The organism is Alphaproteobacteria bacterium 33-17, from assembly GCA_001897445.1.
Classification (GTDB): Bacteria; Pseudomonadota; Alphaproteobacteria; order Rickettsiales; family 33-17; genus 33-17.
In genome coordinates this window covers 56,619-75,664 of record MKSX01000015.1, presented here as the reverse complement: position 1 = coordinate 75,664, position 19,046 = coordinate 56,619, and the positions used below count along the sequence as shown (strand labels likewise).

Sequence of the window (19,046 nt, the reverse complement as noted above, 5' to 3'; positions counted from 1 at the left end):
TTATAAAGACTTAACTATACTGCCCTTTCTGCTGCATTATGTTGTATGTCTTCATTATTCCTATAATTGGCATTACCGTCTACATCATCAACACCATCTACCCTCATGCCCATAACATTATTTTTTTTCATTACTTTATCTACCATTTTAGAAATGAAAGGAGTTTTTTTGAGTATCCATGATAAAGGTGTATAAAAATTCAAAAATTCAGCCATACTAAACTTAAAATGCAGTATCAGATGAACTCCCATAGTAGCAATCACACCCAAGATCATGCATGTTAGTCCCTTAATCAAGCCTTTTTTAATTCCTATTATCATACCTGCTATAATACTAGTGATCATAAGCCCTTTAGGCATCATAATGCTGTAAAAACTTTTACAACAATCAATAAATTTTTCTTTAAAAGATCTTGATTCAATTTCTTTAAAAAGTTTTCTCATCCTGGCAGCATCATTTTTCAACATTGTACTTAGTATTTGATCCTGCAAATGATCTTTAACAGCACCTGCTCCTTCTTCTAGAATGTATGATTTATTTTTATACAGAATTTGTCTTGAGTTATCTAATTTTTTTTCTCCTGTGCAATTTGTGAAGTTAGTTTTACGAAATGAACATTGAGAGAAATTTGTATTATGTAAGTTACAATCAATAAATTCTGTATTGATAAATACTACATAGGATAAATCAATATTTGATAAATCCTCATTTTTGATAATGTTATCATTTTTGTCTCCTATTACATATATGCCCTGAAAATTGTGCGATGCATTATTACGATAATATACATCCATTGCTGGCAATAGATTACCTCTGTAATCTCTTCTTACAACTTTGCACACTTCTACAAATTCACTTACGCTTAGACAACGCAGGTCTATGTTTATATTTGTCATATTCAATTATTATTTTGAGTTTCTATTATTATATTATAATGAAAGTAGAAATTTTTTGAGAGAAAAACCGCTATCATGGAATATATATTCAAGTGTAATAGCAAGAATTCCTGATATTATTGCGCAAATTAAAAGCTTTTGTTTAATTTTAGGATTTTTAGGCGCAGAAGCTGCAAAGTGTTCCTTATTATCTTTATTTGTTTCCACTGAAAATGGAAGTATAGCAAATATTAAAGTAAAAAAGGTCATAGTAAAAGTGGCTAAAAAATTGAAAAATCTTGTTGATACTTCAATAACGTCCACTGCTTTTACCTAATAATTTTTAATTTGCTATTTTTATTCTGACTAACAGGCTTTATTTTTGCAAGTAAAATTTCCCTTTGGCAGTATATATCTCAACTATTTTTAGTTGGCAATAGGGGTAAAGCAAAATTTTTTAATTATTTTCTAAGATGCTGACTTTTCAATATATTCTATAATTTTTGATGCAACATCAATACCTGTTACCTGCTCAATGCCTTTTAACCCAGGAGAAGAATTCACTTCAATTACCTGAGGACCTCGCTCAGACCTTAGCAAATCAACTCCAGACACACCAAGACCCATAATTTTAGCGGCACGAACTGCCATATCTTTTTCTTCGTCTGTCAGGATTACTTCTTTACCAACGCCACCTCTGTGAATATTAGCCCTGAACTCACCTTCGCGCATGGCTTTACGTTCCATTGCTGCAACTACTTCATCACCAATTACAAAGCATCTAATATCTGATCCAGAAGCTTCCTTAATATATTCCTGAACCAAAATATTAGCTTTAACACCCTTAAATGCGCCAATTAGATTTTCTGCGCTTGAGTCTGTTTGAGCAAGAACAACGCCTAAACCTTGAGTACCTTCCAAAAGCTTAATGATAAGTGGCGCTCCACCAACTTTTTCAATAAGACTTTTTGTATTTTCATTAGAATGGCTAAACATTGTAAGCGGTATTCTAACATTGTGACTGGCTAATAATTGCAAACTCCAAAATTTATCACGTGAGTTTAAAATTGCGTGCGACTCGTTTACTGTAAACACCTTTTTAAGCTCAAACTGCCTAACTAAAGCTGCCCCGTAATGCGTTATTGACGCACCAATTCTAGGAATTATTGCGTCAAAACTGTCAATTTTTGATTCTTTATGCCATATGGATACGCCATCTGAAGTGACCTTCATATAAAATTTTAGCGTATCCATTATAACAGCATTATGTCCCCTACTATTTGCAGCTTCTACAAGCCTTTTGTGGGAATATAACTTATGATTTCTGGCTAATATGAGTATGTTCATTAATTTACTGTTTGAGAATTATCATCCACATTATATAGTTTACTAAAATCTATAGGTTTTAGCAACAAAGGAGGGAATCCACCTTCTCTAACTGCATCACTTATAATTGCTCTCGCATATGGAAATAATAAGCTAGGGCAATACACAACTAATATATTCTTTTGCATTTCTTCTGGAATTGAAGAAATATCAAATAAACCTGCATAAGCTACCGATACCAAGAACAATACATTATCACTTTCATTTTTCGCTGTAGCAGTAACATTTAGAGTAACTTCAAAGTTACCTTCCTCAAATTTTTGAACATTTACATTAACATCCAAAGCAATTTTAGGCATTTCTTGTTGAATTAAAGATAAAGGTGCGCCAGGACTTTCAAATGATAAGTCTTTTAAATACTGAGCATTTACTTCAATATTGAAGTCCACTTCTTGTGGTGATTCTTGTTCTGACATAGTAATACCTTGAAAAATATAAAAATTATATGGAAAGATGTTTTTTGAACTCTTCCACGACTTCTAAATAAAGTTTCTTTTTAAATGGAACGATGATATTTGGCAAGTCTTTTACATCTGACCAGCGCCATTCCGTAAACTCTGGATGATCTGTTTCAATGTTAATTTCTTCGTCTTTACCATTAAAATGCATTAAAAACCAAAGCTGTTTCTGCCCTCTATATTTTCCGCCCCATACTTTTGTCATTAAATAGTCTGGAAGGTCATAGTAAAACCATATTTTACTTTTAGAAATAATTTCGGCTGATTTTACGCTGGTTTCTTCAAAAAGCTCTCTAAAAGCTGCATCTTCAGGACTTTCACCTTCGTCAATACCGCCCTGTGGCATTTGCCAGTATTCACTTTTCATATCACGACGTTTCGCAACAAAAACTTTGCCTTCATCGTTATACAACATAATACCTACCCCTGGTCTATAGGGTAATTTCAAATAATGCTGCGTGGTTGTCATATAAATAAAATCCTTCGACTAATTGATAATATCAGTGATTTTAACTATCTTGACATCACTTTTCTTTTTGTTTTTATCAATCCAGTTAGTAATAAGTCTAATTGATATTGGGTATGGTCTTATAATTGCATAAGCTCTGCCATTTTTTTGAGCATTTGCAACTAAAGTATTTAGCTGTTTATTTATATAATCTTCAGTGACTTCTGTGTCTAGAACTACTGGACTATTAATAAATCCTATTCCAAGAACTCTAAAGAGTTTAGCAATATCAATTTCAATGTTTGAGGCGCCATACACAACCTTTAGCCCCTTATCTTTCACAAGTTTATAAAATGTTTTTGCTTTATCAGATGAGGAGAATATTTCGTTACCAAATGTATAAAACCCTATGATTTTAGAGAATTTCTTGATGATAGCATTAAAGTTATCCTGATTTTGCTTGTTAGTGTTATAGCTTAATATAGATAAAAATCCTCTGTCTTCGGTTTTATAATCTTCTGGCTCAAGCGGAAGCTCAGCAAAAATATCATGCCCGTCGTTTGCGAATTCATTTTCCCAATATGGAATATTTGCTGAATATGTAGAAATTCCTATCGCTACTTCAGGAGGCAGGCTCAAAGACATCTTAGTTGCAGATTCACTTAACCCTAGATTTACAACAAGAAAAGCTACTTTTGGCAATACTTTATCTACTTTAGGCGTTGCTGGTTGTGTTGCAGCATCTGGTGTATTCGCCTGCATATTTTGGTTTGTAGTGTTTTCCTGCACTTTTTTATCTATAACTTGTGCATTCACAGTATCTGATTTTTTATCTCCTGCATTATCATTTTGAACTGCAGATACATCTTTTTTCTGCGCTTTATTAAAAACAATAAACTTATCTTCTTTTGTGTCGTAAACAACCTTTTGTGAATTTACTTCTGCTTTATCATCTCTGTTATTTTGCTCAATAGCATAAAAATAGATTATTGCCAAAACTACTAAAATCCACATAGCAGACGTTAAGTATTTAAAGGATAAGGCTAGGATGTTTTTTAGTTTATTTAGCATTTTTCGCACCCTTTATATTTTTAATAATACTGAATGTTTTCACTATATCTATAGCTCTTGCTAGTTGGAAATCCTTTTCATAAAACTCATTGTTTTTAGGAGCGCTACTCATAGCCTCAATTTCCTCATCTATAGCTTCATTTTTCAGATGCTTATTAAGTGATGATTCATTAATACTGATTTTTGGTGCATCTATTTTTTCAATTTTTGCCTGCTCAACAATAATATCTGGTGTTATACCATTAGCCTGTATTGAACGGTCTTTAGGCGTATAATAACGGGCTGTTGTCATTTTAATAGCCCCACCATTACTCATAGGTATAATACTTTGTACAGACCCCTTACCAAAAGATTTTGTACCAACAATAATTGCGCGTTTGTGGTCTTGTAAAGCACCTGCAACAATTTCAGATGCCGATGCAGAGCCACTATTAATGAGTATTACAATTGGCAGCCCATTAGTAACATCGCCACTTGAAGCCTCAAACTTATTTATATTATCAGGATTTCTGCCTTTCGTTGACACAATTGTTCCTGAATCTATAAAACTATCAACAATCATAATAGCCTGATCTAAAAGCCCTCCCGGGTTATTACGTAAGTCTAAAATTAATCCGCTTAGTTCCGCTTTAGATTCACTTGTTGCTTCTGCTTTAAGTTTTTCATATTCTCTGATTAACGACTCATGGGCTTTTTCTGTAAAACTATTAAGCTTAATATATGCTACATCACCAAATAACTTAGATCTTGTGGCTTTTACTTTTATAATTTCACGTTTAATTTCATATTCAACTGGTTCAGGCTTATTATGCTTCACAACAGTAATTTTTATTGAAGTCCCTGGCTTGCCTCTCATTTTTTCTACAGCTTCAATTAATGTCAGCCCAAATATTGGCTTACTGAAAATAGCTACAATTTTATCTCCAGCTTCAATACCCGCCTTTTCCGCAGGAGTACCTTCTATAGGGCTAATAACCTTCACAGCACCATTTTCCATGGTTACTTCTATTCCAAGACCACCAAATTCACCTTTAGTACTCTGTTTTAGTTCTTCAAAGCTTTTTTCATCCATATATGATGAGTGCGGATCTAATGAAGTTAGAATACCGTTTATAGCGGCTTCTACTAATTTTTTATCCTCTACTTCAGTAACATACTCTCTTCTAATTTTAGCATATGCTTCACCAAAAACTTTTAGAGAGTCTTTTGCATCTTTTGATAATTCAGGCTTATCTAAACTAAAAAGACTAGCATTAGAAACTGCATAACCTGAAGATACAAGTGCAATTGCAATAAAAAATAATTTTGTAAATTTCATATAAATCTCTTAATTTCCCTATAAAGTTTTATGTTTACCATCGCATAAAGGCATTTTTTCAGAATACTTGCAACCACAAAATCCTACTATTTTTGTTTCTGTTGCCTGATACCAAATAGGGCTGAAACCATGCTCAACGTGCGCTCCATCGCAAAATGGTTGAGTATTACTATAGCCACACGAACATATGCAATATGACTTACCCGCTTCTACTTCTATTTTATAGGATGCTTTTTGTACGATCTTTCTTTCCGACTTCATCTTTACTCTTTTGTAATAAAATATTGATTTTTTCAAAAATATATTAGACTATTTAAGTATAACAACAAAATATTATTTTTATATAACCTCAAAAAAATATTTACATGATCAAAAGATATTCATTAATTTTATCAATCGTCCTAACTTTTATTCTTATAATAGCGGTCGCAAACGATATTCTTGTGCCATTTGTTTTTGGCTTTATTTTTGCTTATTTATTCAGTCCTTTGGTAGAATTACTTGAAAAATTCAATATTTCCAGAACTGTCGGAAGCTCTGCGGTTATTGCAGGCGTTCTTCTGTTATTTGTACTAATACTTGTTACCTTACTGCCTTCTTTAATAGTGGAAGCAAAATCGCTATCCTTAATAACAAAAAAGCTTCCAAATATTCTTCGCGAAATGGTAATACCTTATGTTCAGGGCGCGGCTGAAAAGTTTGGTTTTAAACTGAACTTTAGCAACATGATGACAGATGCTAAAAAATCTGAGTATATGAGCAGTGTGTTTAACTACTCTTCAATGGGACTTAATAAAATTTACTTAACAGGTGTCAATTTAGTCAGCGCAATATCTCTATGGATGCTAACTCCTATCGTTGCGTTTTATTTCTTAAAAGATTGGGATCTTATCACTCGCAAAACTAAAAAAATTATCCCGCTTAAATATAAAAATTACTGTGATGAAATTTTAAGAGATATCAACAGAGTACTCTCTGGTTACATACGTGGTCAATTCTCTTTATGTTTTATCATGGCAGTATACTACTCTATAGCATTACTTATATTAGGTCTGCACAATGGTTTAGTGTTAGGTATTATTTCAGGTGCAGCAGTCCTTTTACCTTATGTAGGGGCAGGAATAAGTGCATTAATAGCAGTAGGGATAGCTGCTGCTCAATTTAAATCTTTAGATATGGTATTAATTACACTGGGATTGTATGTATTTGGTCAGGCCGTTGAAAGTAATTTCATAGCACCAAAGCTTATCGGCGATAAAATTAAGCTTAATCCTTTATGGCTTATATTTGCATTACTTGCAGGTGGAAATTTAATGGGATTATCCGGAATTATTATCTCCATACCAATAGCAGGTATTTTGGGTGTTGTCATAAGACATTTATTGGACTATTACTATAGATCCGAAGCTTATAACAGATAAGCTTTTATTATGTCAGGAAGTCTGGTAATGTCCCAAGAACATGAACAAATTATTATACCATTTAAAATTTCTCCTAAGGAAAATTTACTTATTAAAGCTGAGTGTAATAATTTTGCTATAAGATACTTAAGTTCATGGACCGAAATATTTCCAGAAGCTTACTGCACTATTTTGATTGGCTCAAAATCATCTGGCAAAACAGCACTAATTGAATATTGGCTTAAAAAACATAAATCATCTAAATTACTTAGCTTATCAAGAATGCAAAAATCATTAATGGATGAAATGGAGAAAGATAACTTTTTAGCCATAGATGATATACACAATTCTAAATCTCAGGAAAAGAAATTATTTCATATAATTAATGAAACCATAAGACAAAAAAAATATTTACTGATGACCTCTGAAAATAATAATTATGAAAATTATTTTAAAGTTCCAGATTTATTATCAAGGCTCAAAAGCTTTAACATCATTACCATATCTGAAATATCACCAGATATAACACATCAGATGCTTGCTAAATATTTGGCAGATCATCAAATCAGAGTTCCTTTTGATATATATTCTTTAATCAATATCGAATTTCAAGATTATAAACACATGCATGAGTTTTACACTGATCTTGTCCAAAGCATAAAAAAACATCGCGGTAGGCTTACTAAAAAATTTATTAAATCAGTTATAAGTAAATACACTGGTTAAAAAAATTTAATAACAACCAAAAATTTATATTCCATAATGCTATTTATTTTGATATAAATCTCGCTGTAACTATAGAATTTGTTTATTATGTACGCAGGTGTAAACCTATCTAATGTTTCCGTATACGGAATTGACACTTCATCAAAATCGCTTTTTCTCAAACATTTAGTGCTTGGGAAGAAAAAGGCTTCAACCGATATTAAAATACTTGAAAATATTTCTTTGAATATAAATCAAGGTGAAAAAGTAGGTTTTATTGGCACAAACGGGTCAGGAAAAAGCTCATTACTTAAAGCAATTGCAGGCATTTACCCTCCTTCTCAGGGAGATATAACTGTTAAAGGATCTGTAAATGCTATTATTGAAATGGGACTAGGCTTTGAAAATGAACTTAGCGGCAGAGACAACATTAAACTGGGTCTTATATATCAGGGCGGTCTTGCTCATTTAACACCTGATTTAGAAAAACAGATTATTGAATTTTCGGAGCTTGAAGAAAAAATTGATATTCCTTTTAAGTATTATAGCTCAGGAATGATATCCCGCTTGGCATTTTCTATTTCTGCTTTTATCGATTCAGATATATTACTACTTGATGAGGTTTTTGCTGCTGGTGACGTAGGTTTCATTGAAAAATCTTCAAATCATATGAAAAAACGCCTTCAAAATTCGGCCATTTCAATAATAGTCTCGCATTCACAAGATCTTATATTAGATACTTGCACCAGGTGCATTTGGTTAGAAAATGGCAATATTATCGCTGATGGAGATGCAGAGTATATAATGAAAGAATATAACCTCAAATGTCATAGTCAAAATGTTTAGTGCTTTAAAAAAAATTATATCTCTTAAATATTTAAGATCAGTGTATACCATTACTGTTTTAAAACTTAAAAGTCAGTATCAGGGATCATATTTTGGTATTCTGTGGAGTATGATTAACCCCATGGCATATCTGCTTGTAATGAGCTTTATTTTTTCTACAATAATGCGCTTTCCAACTGAAAATTACATTCTTTATATGGCTCCTGGAATTGTTTCTTGGAACTATATTGTAAACTCGATTACAAATAGCTCAAACTCTCTTGTCCACACGCAGGGTATTATTAAACGTGCGATCATTTCCAAAACTTTATTTCCTGCGTCTATTGTACTTCTTAATACATATTTATACGTGTTAGCTTATTTAGTGGTCGTAATATTTATTAAATTTATTGTTATCAAAGACTTTAGTTTGACTGTATTACTTTTTCCAATCGTAGCTTTACCTCTAATAATTTCAGTATTTTCTGCTTCAATTGTTATTGCATATATTACTCCCTATTTTCGTGATATTACACACTTGCTTACAATTCTGTTTAATATTCTGTTTTGGACAGTACCCCTTGCCTATCCATCGGAATTAATTCCTGAATCTAAAAGAATATTATTTGAATTTCATCCAATTTATATAGCAATTAAACCAATTATGGAAATCACTTATAATAACATTGTACCAAGCTTTAAAACGATGTTTTTAGCCTGTTTAGTTGCATTAGTTATAAGCCTTATAAGCTATGCTATATACAATAAATTAAGAAAACGAGTTGTGTTTTATATTTAAACTACTTCACTACTGGTAGTTCATTCCAGTTGGTAGTATAGCTTGGGGATTTCATGGTGCTTTTTGCCTGCCATTTTCTTTCTATGCCTTGTGAAGCAAAAAATATACTATTTTTCCCATATTCGTTATTTATATTATCCATAACATTCATCAGTTTTATATTAGGGAGATCTACCTTAAACAACGGAACCTGCGCCTCATCTTCCCCAACAATATCAAGTAAGACTACGCCTGCTTTTTTATATTTTAATCCGCTTACATAAATTTCCTTTAAGCACTCTTTTGCTGCTTTTATCATAAAGCCAGTATCATTAGTTGGATTGATAAAGTTATATATTTTGGAATTTTTATAATAATCTTTTTGAAATCTATTAGTTTTTACTACAACATACATTGCATTAGCTAAACTTTTCTGGCTTCTAAGTTTCTCAGTAGCTCTTGCAACATAATGCGCCACTGCTTCCTCTAACTCTTCTAATTTCTCAACAGCATAGCTAAATGATCTGCTACTTGCTATAGACTTTTTGCTACTTGACACTTCATTAAGATCGAAGCATTTTGTACCATTTAGCTCTAAATGTAACTTTTCCAAAACCACATTATGAAGTTTTCTTAAAACTTTAGAATTAGCATTAGCAAGCTGCCATGCGGTGAGTATTCCTATAGTTTTTAATCTGGTTGCAAGCTGCCTGCCAACTCCCCATACTTCATCTACTGGTAAATTTTCCAGGATTTGCTTTAGATTGCTTTCATCTATAATAAAATATCCTAGCTTAGAATGTTTTTTAGCATGATAATTTGCTATCTTGGCCAATACTTTTGTGGAACCTATTCCAATAGATAAAGGCATACCTAATTGCTTCGAGATAGTTTTAATAGTTTTCTCCGCGAACTGAGCCAGATCCCTTTCTTTAGTTATATCCATAAACATTTCGTCTATTGAATATATTTCAATATTATCTGAAAGCTCAGACAGGAGCTGCATCATTCTAGATGATATATCACCGTATAACTCAAAATTTGAGGAGAATACTTTTACATTATGTTTTTTGATCAAATACTGGTATTTAAAAATTGGTGCGCCCATTGGTACACCAATAGCTTTAGCTTCATTAGACCTTGCAATAACGCACCCGTCATTGTTAGAAAGTATAACTACAGGAACATCATGTAACTTTGGCTCAAATATCCTTTGGCATGAGACATAAAAGTTGTTTCCATCAGCAAGAGCGTACATTATAGCTTCCTAACAACCGCAGTTACTACACCCCATATTCTTAGCTCGTCATAACTATTGATTTTTACAGGCAAATATAATTCATTTTCTGCGTGAAGTTCGATTTTGCCCTGTTTATTATATAATCTTTTAACGGTCAGTTCGTTATTTATTATAGCTATAACAATTTTACCATGCGATGCATCTATAGATCTGTCAACTACCAGCATGTCGTTATCTAAAATTCCTGCATTTTTCATAGAATCACCCGCAACTTTTACAAAAAAAGTAGCTGTAGGATGCGACACCAAATATTTATTAATATCTAATTTTTGAGCCACATAATCGTCTGCTGGAGAAGGAAATCCTGCCTGAACTTTTGAAAGAAAAACCGGAATTAAATGCCCTTTTGACTCATCATAACTTGATATTTCAACTACATTAGCCATATTAATTACCTTGAAATTATGATTATTAAACCACAATTATGGCTAGAATAAAACAGATTTATAAAGTTTATTTACTTTCATCTATTTTCTTCTTAATCGCCTGACCAAGTGCTTTAGCGCCTCTGTAGGTATATTTTGGAACATTTGTAGCTGTTTTAACGCCTAGTTTTGTGCCTTCTTGAACCGTAGTTAAAGTCGCGTTAAAGAGTTTATCCCTTACGCCACCACCAATCTTATTGGCCATTCCATCTGCCTGATCAAGAGCAGTTCCTCCGCTACCCCAGCTGAACGGCATGTTAGAAAGAATCTTAGCAATCGGTGAAATCATAAACCCAGTAAAGAAGAATAATACAACAACTGCTATAAGCATCCCTGCTTCTTCTGTAGTTGGACCATGCTCTTCAAAGAAATGGTCTATAAGCTTCTGATCATTCTCATAACTTGATATAAAATAGTCATCCATCTGTTCTTGGGTCAGGTTTTTAAAACTGCCGCCATTAGCTTCCTCAGGAACCTTGTCAGGCGCAGGTACTAAATATGGCAGGTTCACATATCTGTATGCCTGACACATATAGGGCTGACATATTTTACCATCTGAATTTATAAAATTACCTGGTACATCTATCTTAGCAACAGTATTTTCAATATTAACCTTCCAGTTATAGAACTTAAGTATTCCTAAGTCCACTACAGTTTCCCAGCAAACTCTGTAACCTAAGTTTCGTTGGAAATAATTCATAGCAACGTCACGGAAAAATGCATAAAATGAAACTACAATAACAACTTGCAGCATTGAAGATGTTAGAACCTTCATATAATTTTCATAAATCTCATTTGTTTTCTTAAACAAGATAAATGGCATAATAAATGGTGCTATAGAAATCATGAAGGCTATAGACATTATAGACAATATATATAAGAAAGCACAGTAAATTACAGAACACGCAAGTACTGTAAGTACTATAATGTACAGTATAAACAGCAATAACCCCATTCCAAAGTTAGCATATACAAGACCTACAAGCTTATTAAATATATCGTCATTAGCAACGGACTGTAAAATATCTCCAAATATACCCCCAGCTGTATTACCTGAATATCCTGATACTATTGCCGTCAGCTGTTCAAGACCTCCTATAAATACATTTACAAATAAATCGTACAATTGATTGTAAGCTGTTGGACTTATTAAAGTGAGGATAATTCCTAGCTTAGAAAGTATAATAATAAACTCGCCTAAAGATCCTCTTATAAGTCCCATAACAAACAAAATACACTGGAAGGCTATATACCCCACCAATGATACTTTGACTATGCCTTGGAAAATTATATTATTGATCACGCCTTCATAAAGCCTTTTCATGGCTCTTGTGACCCTTTCTTTCACCAGTAATACTAATTTTGTAATAGGATCATTAGCACTTTTATAAAGCCCCGATCTAATTGTAACCTGATAATAACCGCTATTATCTGAATAATCAGTATCTAGAATTTTAAAATATATTTTTTTGCCTGCTAGTTCTTCAGTATTTTCTATAATTATACCACCTGCAGGCTCTCCTTTATCAGATGGGCATGAACTGCCATCACAGTGCAGAGAGTATACAAAATTTCCTTCATACTGTGCAGGATTTAGATTGCTTCTATAATCTTTATTTGGATGAGGGTTTTTTGGGTCAGCAATAAGCATGTATAATCCCGCTCCCTTAGTATGTTGTGTAAAGCGATTATTCCAATGCGACAAAATAGATTTATCGGAATTATTGACTACTACAACTAAGTTATTTATACCGCTTACTAATTCACCTGTGTCATACCACTGCCCTATTTCATAGGCATTTGAACCAAAACCTGGGTTAATAAATTTCAAGCTTGAATTAATTGCAAAGTTCTTTAAATTACCAAAACTATCTGCAGGAATACATTTAAATTCGGTAGGATTCACACATGATGTAAGAAATAGGTAACTAAACAGTACCAATAAAATTTTAAAACTATGTAATACTCTATCTATCATTTCTTCTTACTCGAGAAAGTTTGCATTAAAGCACTTTTACCACCAGTCATTACCGCTGCTGCAATAGATTTACCCACCCCTATAATTCTGTCCATAACAGCCGAAGCACCAGCTGCACTTTGGTGAATACCCATCATCATAGCTACTAATTTTTCAGCGTTTCTTACGTAATGCTCAATCAATTTAACAAGCATCAGGAACACTATCATATCGGCTACTAGTTTCAGCATCATTACAACCGCACTTAAAGCAGAACTCGTATCAGCCGAACCACCTATTGCAAATTCAACAGGACTAAATCCATACTTCATAGGATCTGGTACAAGCCATCTTAATGTGGCAATTTTAATTTTAATGAATCCAAATATATAAATATAAATGTACATTGTATCATTCCAGCAGATTTGATTACCCAAAATTCTGTCGGCAAAACTGTCAATAATATAAACTATTACTACTGCACCAATGATGATAAGAAATGGTGCAAAAGCAAAATAACCTGTAAGCTGCCACCATTGATTAAATAAAGTAGTGGTTCTTTTAAACAATAAGCATGCTATAAATATTGGTGAAAGCGATATCAGGAAAGCTGTACATATCATCATCAAACAATATATCAAGAATACTCTAACTGTAATCATAAGTAAGCACAATACGCCGTATAGCATCACTATAATCATTACTATACCAAACGGTCCCACAACAAGCAATGACGCAAGTCTTATTCCTAGATAATCATTAAGAAACAGATACATCATATTATCCATCCAGTCGAATGGACCTGCAGTCTTACCCAAAGCACCGCTTATACTTAGCAATTGATCAGTACCGTGTTCAAAAAGCATAAATAAATGATTATTAAAGAAATTCCATGAAGAATCGCTTATTAATATTGATACTATCCCAAGTTTTAAAAGCTTTTTCATAAACTCTTCCTGAGACTCTCTTACAAACCCCAATAAGAAGGAAAGTATGTATAGTATCAGCGAGAGAATCATCATGAGCTTTACAATTGTTTGGAAGCTTTTATTAGTAACCGTTCTGGCATAAGTAGATTCAACAGTCTTATATAACTTTCTTTTCAGCGGGGTTACAAAATTATTAAATACGCCTTTCCAGGTATTTATACCTGACTCTTGTTGTAACGTCAGATAGTACTGATCTAAATTATCATTGTAATTATTGTCAAAAATTCTTGCCCATAATTTACCGTTTTTGGGAGCAATAAAACTATCAGAATTTACAATTGGAGGACGAAGTATTACCGAGCTATTATTACTTACTTCATCAAGAGTCCAGTTACTAATATCCAAACCAGGATCTGCCAGAGCTAAATGCATTCTTTGCCCGTTCTTGTTGATAGAGGTATATCGGGTAATTTTAAATCTATACCCCCCTATATATCCATCTTCAGCAGCACCAGCAAAAAAGCTTTTGTCCAGTACAATTCTTAATTTGCCTTCCTGATTATTTTTAATTTTAATTACTTCAAAAATCATGGGATCTTTATCAATAGAATAGTCAAATGGGTAAAACGTCTTTTCTGCATTATTAATTTTTTCTGGATCAGACAACATATCAGACGGCACAAATGCACCAGTCGAACTAAATGGCAGCTTACTATCTTTAAGTACAGTATTATTGTTCATTGATATCTGAACACCCCTTCCATCATAATGGAAACAGTTTAGCAAAGTTTCCGATGTTTGCTGTGGATATACTCTGGGCTTTGCAAAATAGCTTTGTATTGTAGCAGATGTTTGATCTAAATATTTTTCTCTACAAAATCCGTACATGCTGATAATTTTTTGATCGGTATCGTTACCTCTGGTATTTACAAGATTTTTAATAAAACTACCAGCTGAGGTATTGTCCGAAGGTAGATTAATAGAACTATCAGAATTTATAACCCTATTCTTATAATTTGAATCAAATCCTGCCACAGATTTAAAATTCATAGTTCCAGAATGATCTTTTGTTATAATAATTAGATCATCTTTCGCTACTATAAGATCCTTACCATTTATATCAACCTCAGTTGCAGACGTTCCCTGAAATGATACTTCTACAAATTGTTCAATTTTTTCAAGGTAAACGTCACCAGTTACAGAAATTTTTATATTCTTATCCTTAGCTATGGGCGATACATCCTGCCATTGCCCCCTGGTGTATTTATCTTCGGGAAGACCTGTTAAAATATTATACTCAACATCTTCATAACCAATTCTACCATAATTTCCATGACTACCCATTGGAACTCTGATACCATCTGCCCTGACTATTTGATATGACTCTTTATATGGAGCTGTCCCAGGTCTATAAAAACACTCGTTACTATCACATGAAAAAACAAGTAAGGACGCAGCAACAATAATTATCTTCTGGGTAGATTGCAAAAATAATTTTTTAATATTCTCTATCATTCTTAACATCTTATATACCCATATCATTAAGCCATCTGGTTTCATTAACATCAAATAAAACGTTTGCAACACCGCTATCTCTTAAATGTAATTTCCATGCAAATTTAGCTTTTTGTCTATAACCTGCTTCCTGAATATCTCTATCAGCTTCAGGTAAATTATGTAACCTAGCAAGCTCTTTAAATTTTGTATCAAATGAATTGTCAAACGCCGCTTCGTCAAATACGTCAATACCTGCGCCAGTATTAAATATACCCCATAAATCTTTCTCAATTTCTGACATAGAGTCTTCTTTTGTATGAGTTTCTTGCTCATATGCATCGAAGAAGCTATTGACCTTATCATGTATTGTGCTTCTACCATCATTTTGCATATTATAAATATCATTAAGAGCATTATTAATACCTGTTAATTTATCTTCAGCATCGGCCTTACTAATATTTGAAGCTGAATTAATAATATCTGTAAACGATCCATTCACATTGTTTTGGAAATCAGCCAGAGTATTATTAATATGCTCTAACTGCGCATTATAATGATTGTACATATTTATAGAATCATTAAGACGTTCAAGTTGCTGATCACAAAAATCTGCTTTATCAGGTGACACAACTTTCTCAAATTTAAGTCTTTCAATTTCTGCTCTGTCGTGTTCAAGCATTTTTGTATTCAGTTCTCTTGACTGTTCATTTACCATAAGCTGCTGATTCAATAATGTATCAATATTATCTTTAACTTCTTCTGTTTTATCATGCAGCAACGCAGTTTTAGCTGCACTACCACCTGCGTTTAGAGCTATAAGATTATTTAAATCCTCCATTTGCTCTTTCATATGGAGTAAATTTTTATTACTCGCAAGTTCAAGTCTTTCTAAATGCTCTCCTGCGAGCGCTCTAAGTTCATTAGATGTAAGGTTGTTACTGTTATTTACACCTGCAATATTATCTGATAGGTTGGTAATCTCCCCACGAGCATCTTTATTAAGGACGCTAATAACCCCATCTTTCATCGGGTTAGTTGCTCCTACACCTGCAGGATTGGTATGTTTCGCATTATTTGCAATTTGATTAATTCTATTATCAACATTTTGCAAATCTGCGTTCATTACGCTCATATCATTTTTAATATCAGCAATTTTTGCTGCATGTTCCTTGCTAATTCTTTTCTCTTCTTTATTTTTATCCATGCGGTCTTCAATTTTATCTCTTACTGCTTTACCAGCCATACCGACGCCTTTTCCGATAAGTCCTTTAGCCATTGAAACGCCACCTAATATTGCTCCTGCAGCACCAAAAGCACCAGATCCTGTATTAGTTTTAGAACCCATTTGCCCCATACCACCAGACAGGTACTGGAATCCAAGCATATTTCCAAGGGTACTTGAGAAGTCTATATAACCTTCATAAACCTTAGCTAAAATTAATAATCCAATAGCAGGGAAAAGCATCCTTACCATCATGATCTGCATACCTAGACTACCGCTAAATGGATTAAATGAGAAACCGGTATCATGGATGCTACCAAGATTATCAACACCCCACGGCATAAAGCCCCACAAGCATAATGCATGTGTAATTTCTGAAATTAGCGGTATGTAATTAAATGGACCAAGATCAAGCCTAATCGGAACCATACATTTAAAGCAGAGCTGCAAATTAAATACATAGGCTTTAAGCATGATTATAATTATAGAAGCTATAACCATTAACCCTATAACTAAAATCACTGGCTCCATAGCAAATCTAAAGATTACACTCCAGTATCTTTCTGCTACGCTTTTCACTGTTTGATTTTCCCAAACAATAAGCGGTGCAAAAAATGGAGATATACCTAATAAGAACCTAATCATCATTATTGCAAAGACATATATAAAGAAAGCTTTAACAAAACCTCTTAGTATCATAAACACTGTCATCAAAACAACAGCTACAACTAATATACCGCCTGGACTTAAACCTAAGAATATGAATCTGATTATAACGTTGATATTAAATATTAATGCCAAAATATTATCCATAAATGTGAAAGGATTCATAACGTCTTCATTTTGAACCCTGGTGATAAAACTATATCCTAAATTACTCATATCCATTTTTGATATGATTGCTTCAGGCAATCCTATAAGCGCATTAAAAACTGTTACGTTTAAAAATTGATAACCCGATTCAGAAACAAACATCATGGCGATACTAAATTTCACTATCGCTGTAACCATTTCATTAGCACCCAGTTTATCAGTACCCATAACAAATTTGATAAGCTTTAAACTCAGCCATATCATTAGGGATAGTTGTACTATTTTCACTAAATGAGTATTGACCATTAAATCTCGATATATTTTAGTCATGGCATTTGATGATTTTTCTTTAATTACCTTAATAATCGGCAAATAAATTACCTGCGCACCTTGCCATTTTTCTGTTTCAAAATTGATGTTTAGATAGCCATTATATTCTTTCATTTCACTTGCAGGTACATCTATCTTAAACCACATTTTGCCACCCTGCTCTACATCATACGGTACATTTTCAACTACCCTACCGAAGTCTTTTACAAATGCAGCCTGACTTAAGTCATAATTTGGATTACATCCCTCTGGTGTGGAACACTTCACAACCATCATAGATAATGGTAGCTCAACTATTCCAGACCCTACTTTTGACTTATAAACCTGGACAAATATGTTAACATCTACTTCACCATCATTTTCTTTATCAGCTGCAACTTCAAGTCCTAAACATCCATCCACGAATGCCGTTTTCTCTCTAGTCTGGCTATATTCCATATTCATATCGGCTTCATTATTTTTTTCATCTTCTTCGCCAATAGGATTGGGAACGTTACCGTATCCTACAATTTTATGCTGTACAGCTCCCACTCTAAAATATATTTTGCTAGCAAGCTTTTGCTTATACCATTTATCTTCCTGACCTTCTAAACCGTGGTTTTTAGCATCTTCATCTAGTTTATCTCTTTCTACCCATTTTTTGGATATATTAAGTTTTGTGGTCATACTATTAATTTTACTAGCATCATCATAGTATGTTTTATCTGCAGGAGAAATCGTAATTAATATTTTATCAGATGCCTCTGGATCTGTTTTAAGACCATGAACATAGACACATTGACCCTTGTCATCTACAACATCAAAAGCTTGACCATTTTTGATTCTAAATTTTTTACCAATATATTTACCCGAAGAAGTATCGAATTCTCCTGTAGCAACAGCTTTTTGATAATTACCGTTTTTAGGGGCAATAAAATGACTTGGTCCTTTATAATACTGACCGATAATATTTTTTATTGTTATATTAGTTTTGGCAGCGGCCTCTACACCGGGGGTTGTATAAAAAATTGGATCACTGACTTGAGGAATGCTTATTTCGTAAGGTCTGCCCTGATCATCATAAACAGTTGTGGTTCCATAATTATAAACACCGTTAGCCTGTATAGTATGACCAACCTGTGTACTTGTCTTAACTTTCCCACCATCATCAAAATCTTCATCAGTAATAGGCGGAATGCACCATGTCTCCATAAAAGGAATCGGTGGATAGCACCCCGATAGCAGCAATACTGCTATCATTGCTATCATATTTTTCCTAAATATATTATCTATTACTTTTAGCATAACTTTCTCTATATATTGCATTCCT

The 19,046-nt window shown here is 33.2% G+C and carries 17 protein-coding genes; 4 read left to right on the top strand and 13 right to left on the bottom strand.

What is annotated here, in order from left to right; translation table 11 throughout:
* Positions 1–14: 14 nt before the first annotated feature.
* The 8 genes from BGO27_01840 to BGO27_01805 all read right to left on the bottom strand — a co-directional run bounded on the left by BGO27_01840 (position 15) and on the right by BGO27_01805 (position 5,817).
* Positions 15–803: a hypothetical protein gene (locus BGO27_01840; GenBank protein ID OJV14224.1), complete on the bottom strand. Its 789-nt coding sequence runs from the start codon at positions 801–803 to the stop codon at positions 15–17.
* Between the two features lie 126 nt (positions 804–929).
* Positions 930–1,199 carry a hypothetical protein gene (locus tag BGO27_01835; protein OJV14223.1) on the bottom strand — a complete coding sequence of 90 codons (270 nt, stop codon included), beginning with the start codon at positions 1,197–1,199 and terminating at the stop codon, positions 930–932.
* Between the two features lie 144 nt (positions 1,200–1,343).
* Positions 1,344–2,222 (bottom strand): ribosomal protein S6 modification protein, encoded by an 879-nt coding sequence (locus BGO27_01830; protein OJV14222.1) that lies wholly within the window; start codon positions 2,220–2,222, stop codon positions 1,344–1,346.
* Positions 2,222–2,677, bottom strand: coding sequence for a protein-export chaperone SecB (locus BGO27_01825; protein OJV14221.1), 456 nt, complete (start codon positions 2,675–2,677; stop codon positions 2,222–2,224). The genes BGO27_01830 and BGO27_01825 overlap by 1 nt, the downstream gene beginning before the upstream one ends.
* Before the next feature lie 25 nt (positions 2,678–2,702).
* Positions 2,703–3,188, bottom strand: coding sequence for an RNA pyrophosphohydrolase (locus tag BGO27_01820; protein OJV14220.1), 486 nt, complete (start codon positions 3,186–3,188; stop codon positions 2,703–2,705).
* An 18-nt stretch (positions 3,189–3,206) separates the two neighbouring features.
* The gene (locus tag BGO27_01815) at positions 3,207–4,238 is read right to left on the bottom strand and encodes a hypothetical protein (protein ID OJV14219.1); all 1,032 of its coding nucleotides are present in this window, start codon (positions 4,236–4,238) and stop codon (positions 3,207–3,209) included.
* On the bottom strand, positions 4,228–5,556 hold the full coding sequence (locus tag BGO27_01810; GenBank protein ID OJV14218.1) for a hypothetical protein: 1,329 nt from the start codon (positions 5,554–5,556) through the stop codon (positions 4,228–4,230). The genes BGO27_01815 and BGO27_01810 overlap by 11 nt, the downstream gene beginning before the upstream one ends.
* Before the next feature lie 18 nt (positions 5,557–5,574).
* On the bottom strand, positions 5,575–5,817 hold the full coding sequence (locus tag BGO27_01805) for a glutamate synthase (protein ID OJV14217.1): 243 nt from the start codon (positions 5,815–5,817) through the stop codon (positions 5,575–5,577).
* Positions 5,818–5,999: 182 nt separating this feature from the next.
* Between BGO27_01805 and BGO27_01800 the strand changes: the two genes are divergently transcribed.
* From BGO27_01800 to BGO27_01785, 4 genes are all read left to right on the top strand, one after another.
* Positions 6,000–6,977 (top strand): hypothetical protein, encoded by a 978-nt coding sequence (locus BGO27_01800; GenBank protein OJV14216.1) that lies wholly within the window; start codon positions 6,000–6,002, stop codon positions 6,975–6,977.
* Positions 6,978–7,004: 27 nt separating this feature from the next.
* Positions 7,005–7,682, top strand: coding sequence for a hypothetical protein (locus tag BGO27_01795; protein OJV14215.1), 678 nt, complete (start codon positions 7,005–7,007; stop codon positions 7,680–7,682).
* Positions 7,683–7,769: 87 nt separating this feature from the next.
* A complete protein-coding gene (locus tag BGO27_01790) occupies positions 7,770–8,507 on the top strand; it encodes a hypothetical protein (GenBank protein OJV14214.1) in 738 nt (245 codons plus the stop codon).
* On the top strand, positions 8,500–9,285 hold the full coding sequence (locus tag BGO27_01785; GenBank protein ID OJV14213.1) for a hypothetical protein: 786 nt from the start codon (positions 8,500–8,502) through the stop codon (positions 9,283–9,285). The genes BGO27_01790 and BGO27_01785 overlap by 8 nt, the downstream gene beginning before the upstream one ends.
* A gap of 1 nt (position 9,286) precedes the next feature.
* Here the strand turns inward: BGO27_01785 and BGO27_01780 are convergent, their stop codons facing one another.
* From BGO27_01780 to BGO27_01760, 5 genes are all read right to left on the bottom strand, one after another.
* The gene (locus tag BGO27_01780) at positions 9,287–10,522 is read right to left on the bottom strand and encodes a hypothetical protein (protein OJV14212.1); all 1,236 of its coding nucleotides are present in this window, start codon (positions 10,520–10,522) and stop codon (positions 9,287–9,289) included.
* Positions 10,522–10,950, bottom strand: coding sequence for a hypothetical protein (locus BGO27_01775; GenBank protein ID OJV14211.1), 429 nt, complete (start codon positions 10,948–10,950; stop codon positions 10,522–10,524). Before BGO27_01775 ends, BGO27_01780 begins: the two co-directional genes overlap by 1 nt.
* Before the next feature lie 67 nt (positions 10,951–11,017).
* The gene (locus tag BGO27_01770) at positions 11,018–12,967 is read right to left on the bottom strand and encodes a hypothetical protein (GenBank protein ID OJV14210.1); all 1,950 of its coding nucleotides are present in this window, start codon (positions 12,965–12,967) and stop codon (positions 11,018–11,020) included.
* Positions 12,964–15,441 (bottom strand): hypothetical protein, encoded by a 2,478-nt coding sequence (locus BGO27_01765; GenBank protein ID OJV14209.1) that lies wholly within the window; start codon positions 15,439–15,441, stop codon positions 12,964–12,966. The genes BGO27_01770 and BGO27_01765 overlap by 4 nt, the downstream gene beginning before the upstream one ends.
* On the bottom strand, positions 15,401–19,042 hold the full coding sequence (locus BGO27_01760) for a hypothetical protein (GenBank protein ID OJV14208.1): 3,642 nt from the start codon (positions 19,040–19,042) through the stop codon (positions 15,401–15,403). The genes BGO27_01765 and BGO27_01760 overlap by 41 nt, the downstream gene beginning before the upstream one ends.
* Positions 19,043–19,046: the final 4 nt, after the last annotated feature.